General features: G+C 53.8%; 15 protein-coding genes. 7 read left to right on the top strand and 8 right to left on the bottom strand.

Annotation, left to right across the window (positions count from 1 at the left end; translation table 11 throughout):
* The first annotated feature begins 71 nt into the window (after nucleotides 1-71).
* On the top strand, nucleotides 72-845 hold the full coding sequence (locus E9531_RS09900; protein ID WP_136573596.1) for a DeoR/GlpR family DNA-binding transcription regulator: 774 nt from the start codon (nucleotides 72-74) through the stop codon (nucleotides 843-845).
* A 199-nt stretch (nucleotides 846-1044) separates the two neighbouring features.
* Here E9531_RS09900 and E9531_RS09895 read toward each other — a convergent pair whose 3' ends face one another.
* The 3 genes from E9531_RS09895 to E9531_RS09885 form a co-directional block, all read right to left on the bottom strand.
* Nucleotides 1045-3240 (bottom strand): TonB-dependent siderophore receptor, encoded by a 2196-nt coding sequence (locus E9531_RS09895; RefSeq protein ID WP_136573595.1) that lies wholly within the window; start codon nucleotides 3238-3240, stop codon nucleotides 1045-1047.
* Nucleotides 3241-3499: 259 nt separating this feature from the next.
* Nucleotides 3500-4429 carry a LysR family transcriptional regulator gene (locus E9531_RS09890; protein ID WP_136573594.1) on the bottom strand — a complete coding sequence of 310 codons (930 nt, stop codon included), beginning with the start codon at nucleotides 4427-4429 and terminating at the stop codon, nucleotides 3500-3502.
* Between the two features lie 57 nt (nucleotides 4430-4486).
* Nucleotides 4487-5221, bottom strand: coding sequence for a FadR/GntR family transcriptional regulator (locus E9531_RS09885; protein ID WP_136573593.1), 735 nt, complete (start codon nucleotides 5219-5221; stop codon nucleotides 4487-4489).
* 314 nt (nucleotides 5222-5535) lie between these two features.
* Between E9531_RS09885 and lhpI the strand changes: the two genes are divergently transcribed.
* Complete coding sequence (gene lhpI / locus E9531_RS09880) at nucleotides 5536-6471, top strand: bifunctional Delta(1)-pyrroline-2-carboxylate/Delta(1)-piperideine-2-carboxylate reductase (RefSeq protein ID WP_136573592.1); 936 nt, start codon at nucleotides 5536-5538, stop codon at nucleotides 6469-6471.
* A 40-nt stretch (nucleotides 6472-6511) separates the two neighbouring features.
* Nucleotides 6512-7813, top strand: coding sequence for an MFS transporter (locus E9531_RS09875; protein WP_136573591.1), 1302 nt, complete (start codon nucleotides 6512-6514; stop codon nucleotides 7811-7813).
* A gap of 126 nt (nucleotides 7814-7939) precedes the next feature.
* On the opposite strand, the gene E9531_RS09870 is transcribed toward E9531_RS09875, so the two are convergent.
* Nucleotides 7940-8443, bottom strand: coding sequence for a YraN family protein (locus E9531_RS09870; RefSeq protein WP_244610063.1), 504 nt, complete (start codon nucleotides 8441-8443; stop codon nucleotides 7940-7942).
* Here E9531_RS09870 and rsmI point away from each other — a divergent pair, their 5' ends adjacent.
* Both rsmI and E9531_RS09860 read left to right on the top strand, forming a co-directional pair.
* Entirely contained in the window at nucleotides 8444-9367 is a 924-nt protein-coding gene (gene rsmI, locus E9531_RS09865) for a 16S rRNA (cytidine(1402)-2'-O)-methyltransferase (protein ID WP_136573590.1), read from the top strand.
* A gap of 393 nt (nucleotides 9368-9760) precedes the next feature.
* The gene (locus tag E9531_RS09860; protein WP_136573589.1) at nucleotides 9761-10672 is read left to right on the top strand and encodes a bifunctional GNAT family N-acetyltransferase/nucleoside diphosphate kinase regulator; all 912 of its coding nucleotides are present in this window, start codon (nucleotides 9761-9763) and stop codon (nucleotides 10670-10672) included.
* A gap of 76 nt (nucleotides 10673-10748) precedes the next feature.
* Here the strand turns inward: E9531_RS09860 and E9531_RS09855 are convergent, their stop codons facing one another.
* A complete protein-coding gene (locus E9531_RS09855) occupies nucleotides 10749-11576 on the bottom strand; it encodes an AraC family transcriptional regulator (protein ID WP_136573588.1) in 828 nt (275 codons plus the stop codon).
* Nucleotides 11577-11864: 288 nt separating this feature from the next.
* Between E9531_RS09855 and E9531_RS09850 the strand changes: the two genes are divergently transcribed.
* Together E9531_RS09850 and E9531_RS09845 are read left to right on the top strand one after the other, a co-directional pair.
* Nucleotides 11865-13532 (top strand): 2-isopropylmalate synthase, encoded by a 1668-nt coding sequence (locus E9531_RS09850; RefSeq protein ID WP_136573587.1) that lies wholly within the window; start codon nucleotides 11865-11867, stop codon nucleotides 13530-13532.
* Between the two features lie 242 nt (nucleotides 13533-13774).
* Nucleotides 13775-14233 carry an acetyltransferase gene (locus tag E9531_RS09845; RefSeq protein WP_136573586.1) on the top strand — a complete coding sequence of 153 codons (459 nt, stop codon included), beginning with the start codon at nucleotides 13775-13777 and terminating at the stop codon, nucleotides 14231-14233.
* Nucleotides 14234-14239: 6 nt separating this feature from the next.
* On the opposite strand, the gene E9531_RS09840 is transcribed toward E9531_RS09845, so the two are convergent.
* The 3 genes from E9531_RS09840 to E9531_RS09830 form a co-directional block, all read right to left on the bottom strand.
* Complete coding sequence (locus E9531_RS09840; RefSeq protein WP_136573585.1) at nucleotides 14240-14983, bottom strand: SDR family NAD(P)-dependent oxidoreductase; 744 nt, start codon at nucleotides 14981-14983, stop codon at nucleotides 14240-14242.
* A 321-nt stretch (nucleotides 14984-15304) separates the two neighbouring features.
* Complete coding sequence (locus tag E9531_RS09835; protein WP_136573584.1) at nucleotides 15305-16333, bottom strand: methionine synthase; 1029 nt, start codon at nucleotides 16331-16333, stop codon at nucleotides 15305-15307.
* Between the two features lie 36 nt (nucleotides 16334-16369).
* Nucleotides 16370-17347, bottom strand: a complete 978-nt coding sequence (locus E9531_RS09830; RefSeq protein ID WP_136573583.1) for a DUF1852 domain-containing protein — start codon at nucleotides 17345-17347, stop codon at nucleotides 16370-16372.
* Nucleotides 17348-17349 lie beyond the last annotated feature (2 nt).

Genomic DNA, 17349 nt, shown 5'->3' with positions numbered 1-17349 from the left:
ATTTGCAAAAAGCCAAACTGACCTCCGAACGCCACCCCCTACGTTGTCCTCTCACTTTCTGCCCCTCCTCCATGCTGCAAGAAGACCGCTTTGTTCGCATTCAATCGCTTCTGGACTCTTTCTCCCGAGTCACCACAGAACACTTCATTCAAGACATGCAGGTCTCGCGTGAAACCGTCAGGCAAGATCTGCTTGCACTTGAAGCCTTGGGCCTGCTGCGTAGGGTTCATGGCGGCGCTGCCAAAGTGGCGCAAGACGAGCCGCCCTTTGTGCACCGGCAAAATACCCGCGTGCGAGAGAAAACAGCGATAGCCAAAACGGCAGTGAAGCTACTCTCACCTGGGCAACTTCTTTTCATCGATGCAGGCACCACTACTGCCATCTTGGCGCAAGAACTCTCGCTCTTGTCAGGATTGACCATCATCACCAACTCCATCCCCATCGCAACCACGCTCAGTGCCACACAGCACCACAACAGGGTCGCCAACCATGTGGTTTTGCTCGGAGGGCAAGTCAACACAGAAGTGCAATGCACCTATGGTGAAGCCACACTCAATGCACTGCATCAATACCATGCCGATGTTGCGCTCATCTCCCCGGTAGGCATCACAGCTGCGGTAGGCTGCTCTTCATTCGATGCGCATGAGTTCCATATTGCGCAGGCCATGGCCCGCCATGCCGACAAACTCGTGGTGCTGGCCGACCACAGCAAAGTTGGTGTGCAAAGCCGCTACGTTTCTGCCAGCAGCCAAAACATCCACACGCTGGTGACCAATGCGCACGCAAAAAATACAGAAGCACTTGAGCAATTGGCCCAAACACCCATCGACATCAAACTGGCCTAAGTGCGTAAACATGTTCTAAACACACACAGTAAAGCGCCAGTTTTTGGGTCCATTGAAGACACAAACCATGCGCGTCAAAAGATGGTTTAAAACTTTTCTTGATAAAAGAGTGAGGACCTCACCTAAGCAGTGTGGGGGGATTGCATCATGATGCAATCCCCCATCCCCTACTACAGAGCACTACAGAGGTTTCGTGACGTCAAAACGTCATGCGCAGGGTTGCCATATAGGTACGGCCAATACCGTAAAAGTTGCCGCCCGCAGGAGTACCCAACTCTTGCCAATAGGTCTTGTTGAACAGGTTATCGATGTTGACGCTCAGTTCCGTGTAGCGATTGACTTTGTATCCCGCGCGCAAATGCGCAGTGGTATAGCCTGGCGCTTCTAAGCGCGGTGTATTGCCACGTGGCAAACTGCCCAAAACCTTGCCTGAATAGCGCAAGCCACCGCCCACACTCAAGCCACGCAACTGGCTTTGTTCTCCAAAACGGTAGTTGGTGTAGAGGTTGGCTGAATGTGTAGGAGCATTAGCCACACGTTGGCCTTGTCCGTTGTCTGCCTTGGTGTACTTCGCATCCACATAGGCATACGCGGCGCCCAACGCCCAATTCGGTTGTACGCGCCCTTGAATATCAAATTCTGCACCGCGGGTGCGCTGCTCGCCCGTGGGGATGGAAAAACCTGTGTGATCCAAGTCAGCGCGTGCGGTATTTTTCAAGCGCAAGTCGTATACCGCTGCCGTGGCCGTCAAACGGTTATCCAGCCAAAAGCTTTTAACCCCTACCTCCAGTTGCTTACCAAATTGATGTGGCAACAAATCTCCCGGGTGACCTTCTGCTACCCACGAACGAGCCGTGCTGGGATTGAACGTTTCTGTATAGCTGCCATACACCGTCCAGTTTTGGTTAATGTCAGCAACCAGACCAAAATAAGGAGTGAACTCCCCTTTGGCAGGTTGCGATCCATTCGAATTGGTTACCCAGCTCCAACGGCCACCTACTGGCATCTTGAGCCAATCATTGATACGCACAGTGGCACGCGTATAAATACCGCGTTTGCGTGAAACATTATTGAAACTGGTTGAGGGCACCCCTGCCATAGGCGGTGTGTCAATCACATGCGGATTGGGATTCAAGTAGTCATTCAGAAAATCGTACTGAGGGAAGGATCCCCCCAGCGTGCGACTCATCTGATTGCGCTCCCAGTTCGCGCCGACAACGACATCATGGCGCTGCCCCCACAAATCAAGCTTACCGCCAACGAACACATCCACGTCGCGATGCTTGTTGTCGTCTGTCCAGAATTCCGTGGTGAAGCAACGCACCGAAGAAGCTGGATTATTACGATCAATGCCTGAGAAAGACGTATTGGATCCACAAGCGCTGTTTGAGCGTGACGCGCCGGGAGCAGAGTAATACGCAGGATGCCCTGATTCACCATCACGGTAGGACAGCTTCATGCTCCAGTCATCATTGAAGTAGTGCTCTACATCAGCCAATAACCAAGTTGCCTTGAAGTTGAAATCGGCCCAATCTTGCGTCATCGATGTGCGAGGATCGGCCTCCCACAGCAAGCCCCCATCGGTATAGGCAGCCAAGCCTTGGCGAAAGCTCTGACGGGCATTGTTCTTCTGCTGCCAATAGCCCAATGACGCCACCGTACTTGGCGTGATGTCATATTCCAGCACGCCGTAAACAGAGGTACGGTCGCGCCGCTCCACGTCCACATACTCATCACGCTTATCATTGAACAACACAGCGCGTGCTCGCAATGCACCAGACTCAATCACCGGGCCGCCAATATCAATGCCCGCATTACGCGCTTGATCCGCCCCAAGCGCCAATGTGGCTTCGCCTCTGAATTGCGATGTTGGCTTTTTGAATTGGTAGTTGATACTGCCGCCAGGAGAACCATTGCCTGTCATCAACCCGGAAGGCCCCTTGATCACCTCAATGCGGTCAAAGGCCGAAATGTCTGCATGGGTGCGGCCCACCAAGCCACCAGTCGGCACGCCATTGACGGTGGTTTGTGCAGAGAAGCCGCGTAAATTCACAAAACCTTCTTGGTTCAGCACATTGCCCATGCCTGGGATCCACTGAAAATACTCTTGCGCCGTGCGCAAATTCTGATCATGAATACGCTCTTGCGTAATCACAGTGACCGACTGTGGAATTTCGCGCAAGGAGGTTGCCAGCTTGGTTCCTGCTGAAGTCGCCTCAGCCTTGTATGAGTCAACATGCTCAGTACTCGCATCAGCAGCCGCATCGCCAGTCACAATGACAGAGTCCAGTTGTTGATCTTGGTCTGTCTGAACGCCCCCAGAGCCAATTGCAACGTTTTGTGCGTAGCTTGCACAAGCACACAACGCTGCAGAAAAAATGATGGTTTTCTTCACTCATTACCCCAATCGAAAAGCCTTAAACAATCGACTTGAGACACCACATCCAACGATGTCTAAAGACGGTGGTCTTGGCTATTCAACAGACAGTCCTGAAGTTGGCTACCGACACTACGTGCTTTTCATGCCCACAGATCCCCAAACCAGCACGCATGAAAACGGAGGCAAATGTACTGTTTTGTAATGAGAATGGTTTCTGCTTTTCTTATGTATATTGGCTATTCGCCAAATGAATAATGTCTGTTTTGAAACCGAATCAACGGGCACTACTTGAATTAAAAGGCTTGCTAAAAGCATCCAAGAGCCACTGAATAGCTGGGTCTCTACGGCTGCGCTCGTGCCAATACAACCAATAGTCAAACGTCCCAAAATCCACCTGCGCAGGACGAGAGGTCAAGGCAAACCCAGCTTGCAGGAAATACTGGTACGTTTTTAACGGCGTTACAAAAAGCGCGTTTGTTTTTTGTAGAAGCAATGGGGCAGAGGCAAAAAATGGCAAGCGTGCGGCCACACGTCGCTGGTCTACTGCCGATCCAAGTGCCATTCCGAACGGATCCACATCCATGCCATTGACCGTCACCAACACATGAGGCCAATTCAGCAACTCCTCGGTACTCAGTGGAACGTCGCTGCCAACGCTGGCCAACGGATGATCACGCTGAAAAACGCAGCAATATGTCTCCGTAAACAGATGCCGCTCATGCGTTCTTCCAGGCTCAGGGTCAAATCCACTGACCACCACATCTACAGCACCGCCGCTGAGAAGATTCAGGCTTTCGGGCACCAAGGAACAAATATCCAGAACCAAATCTGGCGCATGCTGCATGATGAATGGCATTGCAGGTTCAATCACCGACAACACACCGAAATCAGTTGAGGCGATGCGAATAGGCCCCGACGGGCACCCTCCATCGGCTGCCCCGGTTTGCCGTACCACCTGGCGCGTGGCAAACAACCACGCGTCTACCGGCTCGCGCAAAGCTTCAGCCCGTTGCGTCAAGGTCATGCCACTGCCAGTCTTGACCAACAATGGATCAGAAAACAAGTGGCGCAACACCGCCAAGCTCCTGCTGACGGCAGGTTGACTCATTCCCAACTGCCTAGCCGTTCGCGTCACACTGCGGCTCGACAACAAGGCAGCCAACACGCGCAATTGGTTTAAATCAACCGACTCAAAAGGACTCATCTCGCCTCATCCCAAAATCATGCAATACCTCGCCGTCTGCACTTCACCGTCACCTTATCAATCCACCGGTGCAATGTCTGCACGCACGCGCTCAAGGTGTTTACGAACGTAGAAACTCGCAGCCTCCGCGTCGCCTTGCACCACTGCGTCATAAATCAATGTATGTTCGGCCACATACAGTTGAATACGCTGGGGCTCATAAATACCATCATCGCGCAAGCGTTTCCATAAAGGTTGGTCCATGCTACGGGCAATCTCATCGGCCATTTTCATCACCAGTAAATCTTGGCTCATGTAGGCCAGTTGCCGGTGAAACAGCCGGTCGGTATCGCTCCACAGTAATTGTTGCCGTGGGTCATTGATGTCACGAATCCCTGCCATTTGTTCCAGATAGCGTTCTGCTTGCATATCTCGCCCAGGGTGCCTGCATGCGAGCTTGATGATCGCAGGCTCAATCATCATGCGTACTTCCAGTATGGCCACAGGACTCATATCGGCATGGCCTTGCCCAAAGTGCGCAACATCTTCAGGTGCAATCTGCAATTGCGCTGCAGTCACGTACGAGCCAGAACCTTGCCGCGTGGCAATCAAACCTTCGTTCTGTAATGCGCCAATGGCCTCGCGCACCGCCGGCCGACTGACATTAAAGCGTTTGGCCAATTCACGCTCGGCAGGCAAGCGACTACCAACGGAAAAGGTACCGTCATCAATCGCCCGTCGAATGGCATCTGCCACCTGCTCATAAACCTGCTTAGGGCGAAATGCGCCGTATGCGCCTGTAGGTAACTCCATGGTCATCGTGTGGTCAATTGCTGCAAAAGAAAACGCATTGTCGCAACCATTGTGGCTTACGCAGAGCAACAGGGATAAGGAAACGACCACACAAACCGCAGCGAAGCAGGCTGATTCGCACCGCACCTCTATGCACGCCCATCACTCAGTACTTACCCTTAATTCTTTCGCATTGCACCAATTTGGTAATTTTAAAGAACCAAAATTGGTTATAAATGCAAATTATTCACCCAAAATTGGCACGAAATTTGCAAACTCCTTGCAATTGATTCGCTATTTTGGTTTTAAAAAAATCCACTTAACCGAGTATCACCATGACAGTAGCAGCCCCTTCCTCCCTACAGGTTTATTCGGCAGAGCACACTGCAGCACTGCTGCCCTTCCCTGCCTTGATTGACGCACTGGCCGATACCTTGCGTCACTATGAGGCTGGCGCCATCCACAGCCCTGAACGCATGGTGGTGCCCTTTGACAGCGCCGTTCTGCTCAGCATGCCAGCAGTGGCAAAAGACATCGTGGCGCATAAATTAATCACGGTGCAACCTGCCAATTCAGCCAGAGCGCTTCCCGCCATTCATGGTTTAGTTACAGCTTTCGATGCCATCACCGGAACCCCTTTATTTGTACTTGATGGCCCCGAAGTCACTGGGCGGCGCACAGCAGCTATTTCCATGTTGGGGTTGCGCACATTGGGGCCCGCTGCCGTTCGCAACATTCTGCTTTACGGCACTGGCACACAAGCGCACTACCACCTGCAGGCATTAGCCGATTGCTACCCCAACAGCACGGTATATATCAAAGGGCGCACGTTGGAAAACGCGCAAACATTTTGTGCACAACACGAGACTTTGCCCTTGCAACTGCACCCTATTGATGACGTCATGCCTGACAAGATCGACGTGGTCATCACCGTCACCACCAGTTTGCAAGCCATCTACGATCTGCCCGCATCACCGGCGCGTTTGGTCATTGGTGTCGGTGCCTTCCGCCCTGAAATGGCCGAAATTGGTGCCAACACACTGGCTGGCAGCACGCTCTATGTGGACGACCCCGTAGGCGCTCCGCACGAAGCGGGCGATTTGATGCAAGCCGGGGTCGATTGGGCGCAAGTGCGCAGCCTCGCTAGTGCGCTGGATCAGCAGCCAGATCGCACCAAGCCGATTGTGTTCAAAAGCGTTGGCACTGCCGCTTGGGACTTGGCCGCATGCCGACTGGTGCGCCAGCAATTACACAGCCAAACTGCCACTTAAACAAACCTCGCATCTCTCAACCCTTTCAACACACTAAAGCATGACTGCAAGCACAAGCACAGCCTCGCCACCATCGGCCGCCACCAACAAACGGGTATTGGCCGCCAGCCTGATGGGCAGCTCCATCGAATGGTTTGACTACTTTTTGTACGCCACCACTGCAGCGCTGGTATTCAATAAAGTGTTCTTCCCCACGACTGACCCAGTCGTAGGTTTGATGCTGTCTTACCTCACGTTCTCGTTAACCTTCTTCATCCGGCCATTGGGCGGCTTTATCTTTGCGCACATTGGTGACCGCATTGGCCGCAAAAAAACCTTGGTCATCACGCTCTCCTTAATGGGCGGTGCCACCGTAGCTATTGGCTTGCTGCCGGGCTACGACACCATTGGTATTTGGGCTCCCATTTTGCTGATTGTGCTGCGCTTAATTCAAGGTTTGGGCATTGGTGGCGAATGGGGCGGCGCATTACTGCTGGCTTACGAATACGCCCCCAAAAATCGCAAAGGTTTGTTTGGCAGCGTGCCACAAATGGGCGTGACGATTGGCATGGTGATGGCCACCTTGGCCATGACCGTTATGAGCACGTTGCCTGATGACCAATTCCTCTCATGGGGCTGGCGCGTGCCATTTTTGCTGAGTGCCATCTTGGTGTTTTTAGGTCTGTGGATTCGCAAAGGTATTGATGAAACACCCGAATTCAAGCAAGCCAAAGCCAGCGGCAACGTGGCCAAAATTCCACTGGTGGAAACACTGCGCCACCACTGGCGTGCCGTCTTGGTCGCTGTGGGCATGAAGTTTGTGGAAACGGCACCGTTCTACATTTTCTCCACCTTCATCGTCAGCTACGCCACCACCAGCCTGAAGTTTGAGCGTATTACCGTGCTCAACGCAGTGACGATTGCGACCTTGGTCACCACCTTGATGATCCCCATCATGGGGCGCCTGTCTGACAGCATTGGCCGCCGCCGTCTGTTCGTTATCGGCACCATCATCATGGCGCTGTTCACCTTCCCGTACTTCATGCTGTTAGAACAAGGCACCACCACCACACTGGTGATTGCCACTGTCGTGGGCTTGGGCTTTGTTTGGGCACCGATTACCGCTGTATTGGGCACCTTGTTCTCAGAGATTTTCTCCACCCGCGTGCGCTACACCGGCATCACCTTGGGCTACCAAATTGGTGCAGCGCTGGCAGGCGGTACTGCACCATTGGTGGCCACATGGTTGCTCAAGTCCTACAACGGTTCTTGGGTGCCCGTGGCGCTGTACCTTGTCGGCACAGCTGTGATCTCATTGATCGCTATTTCATTTGCGAAAAATGCTTCAGAGGGCGACCAATAAACAACCTTGACCCCAGCAGCAAAAACAGCGGCCTTGTGCCGCTGTTTTTATGTCTCCCGCATTCACAACGCACACAGCCAACACATACAACCACCGCACACAACCACCGCGTTCATCCATGCGCCATTAAGCCGCATCAAACGCACCACGCATCCATTCACACTGCGGCGCACTGTGCAGTGCCGAACCTTGCAACACCACCACATCAAAGCGGCACGGTGGTTCGCGGCCACCAAGCTGCTGCAAATAATGCTGCGCCGCCAACACAATGCGCCGCTGTTTGCTGGCCGTCACACTGGCAGCCGCACCGCCAAAATCAGCACGCTGGCGCCTGCGCACCTCCACAAACACCAAGGTGCCATCGCGCTCACGCATGATCAGATCAATCTCGCCACCGCCGCGCCCCGGCGTGCGGTAATTGCGCGCAACCAACTGCAAGCCTTGCGCTTGCAAGTAGGCACATGCCCAGTCTTCACCTTGGTCCCCCAGCGCTTTGCGCGTTGGCGCCGTGGCGCCTGTAGCACGCGCACCATGGTTCACGCCCACCGCTTGCGGTGCGACAATGCTCTCCTTCGCCTGCGGGGCTTGCCCCTTGCCGACCTGACTCCACATTGCTTTGAGAAACCGCACGTGACTCCCTCCTTCGCCTTGGCTTTGCAAGCGGCTGATGCCGCCGCCGCCGCGCAACATTATCCGCAAGCGACTTTGTACGTGGTTGCTACCCCCATTGGCAACTTGGCCGACATCAGCCTGCGCGCGTTGTATGTACTGCAACTGGCAGATGCCATTGCCTGTGAGGATACACGCCACACACGCCAAATGCTGCAAGCCTACGGCATCGACAAGCCCGGTAATGCACTGCTGGCCGTGCACCAGCACAACGAGCGCAGCGCCAGTGCGCAGATTATTGAGCGTTTAAGCCAAGGCCAGCGGGTGGTGTACGTCAGCGATGCAGGCACCCCCGGCATTAGCGACCCCGGCGCCATCGTTGTGGAAGAAGCCACGCGTGCAGGGTTCCGCGCCAGCCCGCTGCCCGGTGCCAGCAGCGTCACCGCGGCCATGAGTGCAGCCGGCATCACCCAAGAAGGCGGCTATGTGTTTGCAGGCTTTCTGCCAGCCAAAGGCAAGGTGCGTCAAGAGGCCGCGCAGCAACTCGCGGCCGAGCCTCGCGCTGTCGTGCTCTTAGAGTCCCCACACCGCATTCTCGACTTAGCCCACACGCTCCAGATATTGCAGGAGCGCCCAATCACCTTTGCGCGTGAAATCACCAAACAGTTCGAGCAAATCCATACCCTCGCGGCTCATGCCGCTGAAGCGTGGTTGACAGAAGATCCCATTCGCCAAAAAGGCGAATTTGTTGTGGTCATTCACCCCCAGCCATCGACCAAGGACACCACCGAACTGCCACCGGAGGCCTTACGCCTCTTGCAGCTATTGCTAGAGGAAGGGGTGTCACTCAAAAGTGCCGTTCGGGTAGCCGCCGCACATACCAACTTGTCACGCAACGCCTTGTACGATGCAGGCCTGCTGCTACAAAAAGAAATATCCCATTAAATCCATCTCAATGAGTACTTGCAGAGCAAAACAGGTTCTTTATCTCTTCTCATCCTGACGATGCATTAGTTGCGCTTGTGCTGACATGGACTCTGTAATTTTTTCTGCACTTTGCACTTGATGTCATCTTTAAAAAACCAGAGCCTTGAACAACAGCCTTCTTTACCCACTGTCTCCGCCTGCTTGTTTTCAAGCTTAGGATGATTTTTGCAACAAATTTATAGACATGCATCAACGATGCTGCCACATCAATGCAGCACCCCAAAAAAAGTAGCACGCCGTCAGCGCCTTAACCGCGCATGGAGGTGCGGCCTATAATCGGCGCTTTGTTGAAAGAACCGTCATGGCCGCGGCCATGGAGGGCTTTCATTCTTGCAACCAAAAGTGGTGAAGATGAGTAAGCCTTTCATTGCGCTGTGTCCGGAGATCACACGGTCCCATGCGCTGCATTTGATCGACTGGCTGGAGGACGAATGCGTCATCCGCTACCTGAGTGATTCCCGGCAAGTATCCCGCTTCATTGAGCAGGCCATTGACCGTGTGCAACTGCCAATCCTGACCCATTTATTCAATCAAGGCGGCCGCTTCTTCATGGCCTACAACCGGCACGACGTTCCTGTAGGATTTGTGCGCTTAGTCCCGTCTGGCAGTGATTGTGAAATGGTGCTGGTCATTGGTGACCGAGACAATTGGGGGCGAAAACTGGGTTCCTGCGCTATTCAAGAGGGGATGAAATTGGCCTTCTTCGAAATGCGGGCAGACCGGTTGATTGCCAAAATCCATGCGGACAATACCCGCTCGGTCAACGCCTTCTTGCGCAATGGCTTCGTGCTTGAAAGTCAAACGCCAACCCTCCGATCATTTACGCTGACTTCAACGCGTTACATGCAGCGCTTGCGTGATCGTGCAGCAAGCGACGGCAACGCCATTTACGTCACCGAAATCGACCAGGCCAGACTGCGACAACTTGTCGCACTAGAGCCTGAAACCAGCATTTTTGAGCTTGAGCATGAAATTGAACGCGCCATCGTGGTCGATGCCCAACACGTTGCCAGCCATGTGGTGACGATGAATTCGCGCGCCTTGCTGCGACTCAACGACGAAAAGCTGGAGGTGGATTTGGTCTACCCAGAAGATGCAGACGACAATGCCGGCAAACTCTCTGTCTGCTCTGATATTGGCACGGCCATTCTCGGCTACAAGGCGGGAGATGCCATCGACTGGCGCACGGCCAATCGCACCCAACATATTCGCATTGAACAAGTGCTCTACCAGCCAGAAGCGGCAGGCCACTTCCACCTGTAGATTGGCTGTGCAGTGATGAACGAAGAGCCAATGAAAAGACGTCGAATCAATTTCACAAGAAGTGAGGCAACTGCAATCAGTTTGCCTTCATGGGTGCCTTCACAGGCTCCAGCTTGGTGAGAAATTGCGAAGGCGAGCAATCAAAATGTTTCTTGAATGCCACGCAATAGGCACTGTGGCTTTCATATCCACTCTCCAATGCCACTTGGGTGATGGGCAGCCCTTGCAACAGCCATGGCATCGACTTCATCAATCGCATGGTCTGGCGCCACTGGCCAAATGTCATGCCTGTACTTTTCAAAAAATGCCGATGCAGGGTTTTCGGGGTCATGGCCAATCGGCTGGCCCACTGTGATGCCGTCTGTGCATACTCACGCTCTTGCATCAAACCTTCACACAGTTGGCGCATCGGCCCTTCCTCAGGCCATGGCAGATAAAAAGGCAGCGACGCTACGGTTTTGAGTTCCTCCATAAAGAGTTGCCCCAACAGCTGACTCCTCAAAGCCAATGGCGCATCGTGGGACACCCGCGCCAACGCATCAATCAACTCGCGCAGCAATGGCGTGACATGCACCACACAATCGGTCTCAGGCAATTGCTGCGCCCATGCCTCATCAATCAACATGCCATAGGCCGTCATAGCCGTAGCTGCTGTGAGCTGGTGAACAACCCCAGGGCGTAACCAAACCGCTGTAGTAGGAGGCACCAGCCACCTGCCCGAAGCTGCTTGCACCAACAGCACACCAGACGATGCGTAAATCAAATGCCCACGTCGGTGCTGGTGCGCTGGCACTACATGGCCAGCAAGATAGTGCTCAACCACCCCTGTCACTGGCAATGGAGACGTTTCTGCACTGTGCAAATCCAGTGCATGCCCACCCCGTGTTGAAGAAGAAAAGCCCATGAAGCAAATGTCCAAAATGATAAAGAAAATGGATTTTTTTCTATAGAAGCCATTTTTATCGCAGTTTAAAGTGCAAAGACTGGTTGTTTCAAGCCACTCATTGACTCCATCACCGCACCCCCATGTTGAGAACCCTACTGCTATGCCTACATGCTCTGACCACTGGTCGGGGTCCGTTCGCATGCGCATGCGATTGTTCCCATCCTGGTTTCCCCAGACCCCGACCGTAGCCAGCTCCTTGGAGCAGGGAAATCAGGCACTTGATGATTTCTCCTATTTGAGGTTTTTATGTTGGCTCAACCTTCTCAAAAATACCGTGCCCATCCTGTGGTGGATTTGCCCCACCGCCAATGGCCTTCACGCACCTTGACTCAAGCTCCGGTATGGCTTTCCACTGACCTGCGTGATGGCAACCAGGCCCTGTTTGAACCCATGAATCGCGAGCGCAAACTGCGCTTGTTCCAAGAATTGGTGCGCATCGGCTTCAAAGAAATTGAAGTGGGCTTTCCCTCTGCTTCGCAAACCGATTACGACATCGTGCGCCACTTGATTGATGCGCATCTGATTCCTGATGATGTCACCCCCATGGTCATTACCCAATTGCGCGAGGACTTGATTGAAACCACCGTGCGCAGCGCTGTTGGTGCCAAACGCGCGATCGTGCACCTGTACAACGCCATCGCACCGGCATTTCGCGAGATCGTTTTTGGCATGCAGTTGCCCGAAATCATCGCCATGGTCGAGCACCATGTGCAACTGCTCAAGCGTCTGTGCGATCAGCACCCCCAAACCCAGTGGGTTTTACAGTATTCGCCCGAGACATTCTGTATGGCCGAGTTAGACGTATCACTGGCCGTCTGCAATGCCGCGATTGCCGCTTGGGATGCTGGCCCCAACCGCCCGATGATTGTCAATCTGCCCACGACCGTAGAAGTCACCACGCCCAACGTCTTTGCCGACCAAATCGAATGGATGCATACACATCTGGCTCGGCGTGAGCATGTCGTGCTCTCAGTGCACCCACACAACGACCGCGGCACTGGCGTGGCCTGTGCTGAGCAGGCCTTGCTGGCTGGTGCCCAACGCGTCGAAGGCTGTTTGTTTGGCAACGGTGAGCGCAGCGGCAACCTCGATGTCGTCACCCTCGCGTTGAACCTCTACACCCAAGGCATCGCCCCAGGGCTGGACTTCTCTGACATTACAGGTGTTGCCCGCATTGCCGAAGAGTGCACCGCACTGCCCATCCACCCGCGCCACCCGTACGTGGGCGACTTGGTCTTTACTGCATTTTCTGGCTCGCACCAAGATGCCATCGCCAAAGGTTTTGCGGCTCAGCAAGAAGGTAAGCTCTGGCGTGTACCGTACCTGCCGATCGATCCACAAGACCTCGGCCGCACCTATGACAGCATCGTGCGAGTGAACAGCCAATCGGGCAAAGGCGGCATTGCCTTTCTGTTGCAGCGCGACCATAGCATCGTCATGCCAAGGCGCATGCAAATTGAATTCAGCGCGATCGTCCAGGCACAAGCCGACACCAGCGAAACTGAATTGAGCAGTCAACAGATATGGGGGCTTTTTGAATCCACTTATCTGCAAGCGAGCCAGCAATCTTCGCGCCTGCGCTACATCGGTCATCGCTTGTTAGAAGTCCCGCAAGGCCAAGGCATTGAGTTGCAGTGGTGTGACGCGGCAGGCCAGCACATCACCCGCACCGGTACTGGCAACGGCCCTATTGCCGCCACTGTCAATGCTCTGGGCCTGCCCCTGCGCATTGACAGCTTTGAAGAGCGCAGCATCGGAGTAGGCGCAGAGACCACGGCGATCGCCATCGTGGAAGTGGCTTGGCCCGGTACTGCAGGCACCAAATTTGGCGCAGGCAAAGACACCAATATCCTCACCGCCTCCATCATGGCCCTCTTCAATGCAGCCGCCAGGTTTGAAGCGTCGGCCATGTAATTATCGTTAGGCAAAAACATCAGCAAGGGACACGGGCTACTCACATCTTGCATTGGCCCGCGTCTCTTGCTGCACATGAATACGAGTGCTGCAAGCGCAAGGCAAGCCCACTCTCAGAACGTGATCAGGATCTCCACACAGTCGCGCAAGATTCAACAAAGAGGCAGTGCAAGTCGCTATCCAGTGGTGTACATTCAGCGCGCCCTGCTGACTCAAAAGCCCAATCGACTCTATTTCTGCTGATGATCTCCATTCGAATGTCTCGCCCTGATGAGGGCAACCGTGCCATTGAAATATGGCGTCTTGCTGTCGATGCCACTCACCATTTTCTGGCTCAGGAAGATCGCCTAGCCATTGAGAAAATGGTTGCGACCTTTCTTCCACAAGCGCCGCTATGGTTGGCTGTTAACGGCAACGACTATCCGCTCGCGTTCATGCTTGTAGAAAAAGGCCATATGGAGGCCTTGTTTGTTGACCCTGCATATCGAGGGGTGGGAATTGGAGCAATGCTGGTGCGTCACGGCATTGCCCAGCACCCCGCGTTAACAACAGATGTCAACGAGCAAAATCTGCAAGCACTAGGCTTTTATGAAAAGATGGGCTTCAAACAGACTGGGCGCTCAGCCCTAGACAGCGATGGGCGCCCCTACCCCATCATCCACCTGCAATTCACCGGAATCGAACGGTCTCATGCGCAGTGAACATGTTCATGTCAGATTCAATCCGCCATCGGAGAGCAGGATCTCACCCGTCAAATAGGTGGACTCGACCAGCATCGCAACCGCTTGTGCAATCTCCTCCGGGTGAGCGGCCCGCTGCATAGGCGCACGCGCACGCCATAGTTGCTGTGCCTGCGCCCAGTCAGCCGTCATCGGTGTATCAACAAGACCTGGCGCAACTGCATTCACGCGAATAGCCGGAGCCAGAGAAACCGCGAGTAAACGCGTGACATGGTTCAGCGCAGCTTTTGTTGCAGCATAAGGAATGGAAGCCCCTTTTGGCCGCACGCCGGCATGCGAACTCACATTGACAACACAAGCAGGCGTCCCACTCGCAGCAGAGGCACGCAATGCCGCCTCTGCCTCAGCAACAATACGAAACGGCGCAACCACATTCACCTCGTGCAGCAAACGCCAAATGTCAGGCGTCGCTGCTGCTAAATCAGTATGAGGAACTACACGGCTAATACCGGCATTGTTCACGATCACATCCAAACGACCCCATTGCGCAACCGCCTCCTGTACCAACCGGATGCGGTCGGCATCGTCTGCAAGGTCGGCTTGAATATATGCGGCAACGCCCAACTCACTGGCCATCGCGCGGCCAGCTTCCACAGAACTGCGCGAATGCAAAATGACCGCATAGCCATCCCGAGACAATCGGCGCGCTACCGCGGCCCCTATCCCTGAAGTGGATCCTGTGACTAGAGCAACACGTTGAGATGGGTGCATAGACAATTCAAAATAAAACTGAAGGTGGACTGTACAGGCTATGCCGGCCATGAATCAGGCATATGGAAACGTGCATTCCCAATGCCCCCTCAATGTAGCCCTGAATGCGTTGGCACACATCGGCATATTGATTGCGCCAAGCCTATGTGCGGTTGCCTGCAGTTGCGCTTTTCAATGGCCCGATAATCCCCTCTCGCCTTTGGCACCAACAGCCATCGCTTTGATTGCCTCGTTGAGAACGTATTTGGGAGAGTTCCATTTTTTTCGCTGAACTCCATTGAACTTCAGCGTCTATGCAATTTGCCTCTGAAGTGCCCCCCATCAAGCAGACAGCTCTCCCCTCACAATGGCTGCGCCTGCGCTAAGCGCATGCAGCTTGCCACGTGCCACACTGCGTGCCAGTGGCGCCATGCCGCAGTTCGTGCTGGGGTAGAGCTTGTCGGCATCCACAAAACGCAGCGCGTTGCGCAGTGTCTTGGCCACATCTTCTGGGGTTTCAATGGTGTTGCTCGCCACGTCAATGGCCCCCACCATCACCTTTTTTCCACGAATCAGCTCAATCAAATCCATCGGCACATGTGAGTTTTGGCATTCTAAAGAGACGATATCGATATTCGATTGCTGCAGCTTGGGGAAAGACTCTTCATATTGACGCCACTCAGAGCCCAATGTCTTTTTCCAGTCGGTATTGGCTTTGATGCCGTAGCCATAGCAAATATGCACTGCGGTTTCGCATCGCAACCCTTCAATAGCGCGCTCTAAAGTAGCAATCCCCCAGTCATTGACTTCATCAAAAAACACATTGAAAGCGGGCTCGTCAAACTGAATGATGTCTACACCTGCGGCCTCTAACTCTTTGGCTTCTTGGTTGAGGATTTTTGCGAATTCCCACGCCAGCTTTTCGCGGCTTTTGTAGTGCGCGTCATAGAGGGTATCAATCATTGTCATGGGGCCAGGCAGCGCCCATTTGATGGGCTGGCGTGTTTGCTCGCGCAGGAATTTGGCATCTTCCACAAACACAGGCTTGATACGACTGACCGCACCGGTAACGGTAGGCACGCTGGCGTCATAGCGGTTGCGAATCCGCACCGTTTCGCGTTTCTCAAAATCCACGCCGTCAAGGTGCTCGATGAAGGTGGTCACAAAGTGCTGACGAGTCTGTTCACCATCACTGACGATGTCAATGCCTGCGTGTTGCTGCTCTTGCAACGACAGACGCAAAGCGTCTTGTTTGGCTTCGCGCAACTCTTCTCCATCAAGCTTCCAAGGCGACCACAGTTTTTCTGGCTGCGCCAGCCAAGAGGGCTTGGGCAAGCTGCCCGCAGTAGAGGTTGGCAATAGTGTGTGCATGGTTCGTGATTCCGTTTATTGAAAAATCTGGTGTGTTCAGAGCGCGTTGTTGGCCGCCCAGGTATTGAGCTGGCTCTGATAGGGCTTGATGAAGTGCTCCTCGGTGAACTTGCCCTGCTTTACGGCCAGTTGGCTGCGCTCAACTCGGTCATACACAATCTGCGTTACCGAATAGTCTTGGTGTTGCAAACTGGGCTGGTAGCATTGCCCCGCTGCCGAATTGGCGTTGTAAATCTCAGGACGGTAGATTTTCTGGAAGGTTTCCATCGTACTGATGGTGCTAATCAACTCCAGATTGGAATAATCGGCCAGCAAATCACCTGGAAAATAAAAAGCCAAAGGTGCCACGCTGTGCGGCGGCATGAAAAAGCGCACTTTCAGCCCCATCTTTTCAAAATACAAATCCGTAGAGGACAGTGCATTTTGCTGGTACTCCACGCCCAAAATGGGGTGGACATTTTCCGTGCGCTGGTACGTCTTGCTGCTGGAGGCGCTGATGCAAATCACTGGTGGTTTACTAAAAAGCGCTTGGTATGTTGGGGATTGAATCAGGTGCTTGAACAGCTTGCCGTGCAAAACACCAAACCCCTCAGGCGTGCTGAACGTGGCGCGCTGCTCATTGTGTTCCAGCAGCAGCACACTGAAGTCGTAATCGCGCACGTAAGAAGAGAAGCTATTGCCCGCAATGCCATCCATGCGCTCGCCAGTTTGCAGGTCTACAACCGTGGTTTTAAGCATCTCAATCAAAGGAAATGCATCGCTAGCACCGCCCATATGCATGTCTACCGAAATGATATCCAGCTCCACCTTATAGCGATCAGCCTTGGGGTTGTCCCAGTGGGCCAGACTGTTGAAGCGGTTATTCACCATCCTCAAGGTGTTGCGCAAATTATCCTGTCGGCTTTCGCCTCGCGCCAGATTGGCAAAATTCGTAGTGATGCGTGTGCTCGCCGATGGTTGGTAGTGCTCATCAAACGGCGTGGTAGAGATACTGAATGTGAATGCTTGGCTCATGG

Source organism: Lampropedia puyangensis, from assembly GCF_004833285.1.
GTDB classification, from domain to species: domain Bacteria; phylum Pseudomonadota; class Gammaproteobacteria; order Burkholderiales; family Burkholderiaceae_C; genus Lampropedia; species Lampropedia puyangensis.
The sequence above is the reverse complement of the archived record's forward strand: the minus strand, read 5'-3'. Positions and strand labels throughout refer to the sequence as shown.

What these genes read in the sequence shown, in the direction of transcription:
- E9531_RS09840 (WP_136573585.1), bottom strand. Translation starts at nt 14,983, where the DNA reads ATGCACCCATCTCAACGTGTTGCTCTAGTCACAGGATCCACTTCAGGG.
- E9531_RS09890 (WP_136573594.1), bottom strand. Translation starts at nt 4,429, where the DNA reads ATGAGTCCTTTTGAGTCGGTTGATTTAAACCAATTGCGCGTGTTGGCT.
- E9531_RS09900 (WP_136573596.1), top strand. Translation starts at nt 72, where the DNA reads ATGCTGCAAGAAGACCGCTTTGTTCGCATTCAATCGCTTCTGGACTCT.
- E9531_RS09885 (WP_136573593.1), bottom strand. Translation starts at nt 5,221, where the DNA reads ATGGAGTTACCTACAGGCGCATACGGCGCATTTCGCCCTAAGCAGGTT.
- E9531_RS09845 (WP_136573586.1), top strand. Translation starts at nt 13,775, where the DNA reads ATGATCTCCATTCGAATGTCTCGCCCTGATGAGGGCAACCGTGCCATT.
- E9531_RS09855 (WP_136573588.1), bottom strand. Translation starts at nt 11,576, where the DNA reads ATGGGCTTTTCTTCTTCAACACGGGGTGGGCATGCACTGGATTTGCAC.
- E9531_RS09875 (WP_136573591.1), top strand. Translation starts at nt 6,512, where the DNA reads ATGACTGCAAGCACAAGCACAGCCTCGCCACCATCGGCCGCCACCAAC.
- lhpI (WP_136573592.1), top strand. Translation starts at nt 5,536, where the DNA reads ATGACAGTAGCAGCCCCTTCCTCCCTACAGGTTTATTCGGCAGAGCAC.
- E9531_RS09830 (WP_136573583.1), bottom strand. Translation starts at nt 17,347, where the DNA reads ATGAGCCAAGCATTCACATTCAGTATCTCTACCACGCCGTTTGATGAG.
- E9531_RS09835 (WP_136573584.1), bottom strand. Translation starts at nt 16,333, where the DNA reads ATGCACACACTATTGCCAACCTCTACTGCGGGCAGCTTGCCCAAGCCC.
- E9531_RS09860 (WP_136573589.1), top strand. Translation starts at nt 9,761, where the DNA reads ATGAGTAAGCCTTTCATTGCGCTGTGTCCGGAGATCACACGGTCCCAT.
- E9531_RS09850 (WP_136573587.1), top strand. Translation starts at nt 11,865, where the DNA reads ATGTTGGCTCAACCTTCTCAAAAATACCGTGCCCATCCTGTGGTGGAT.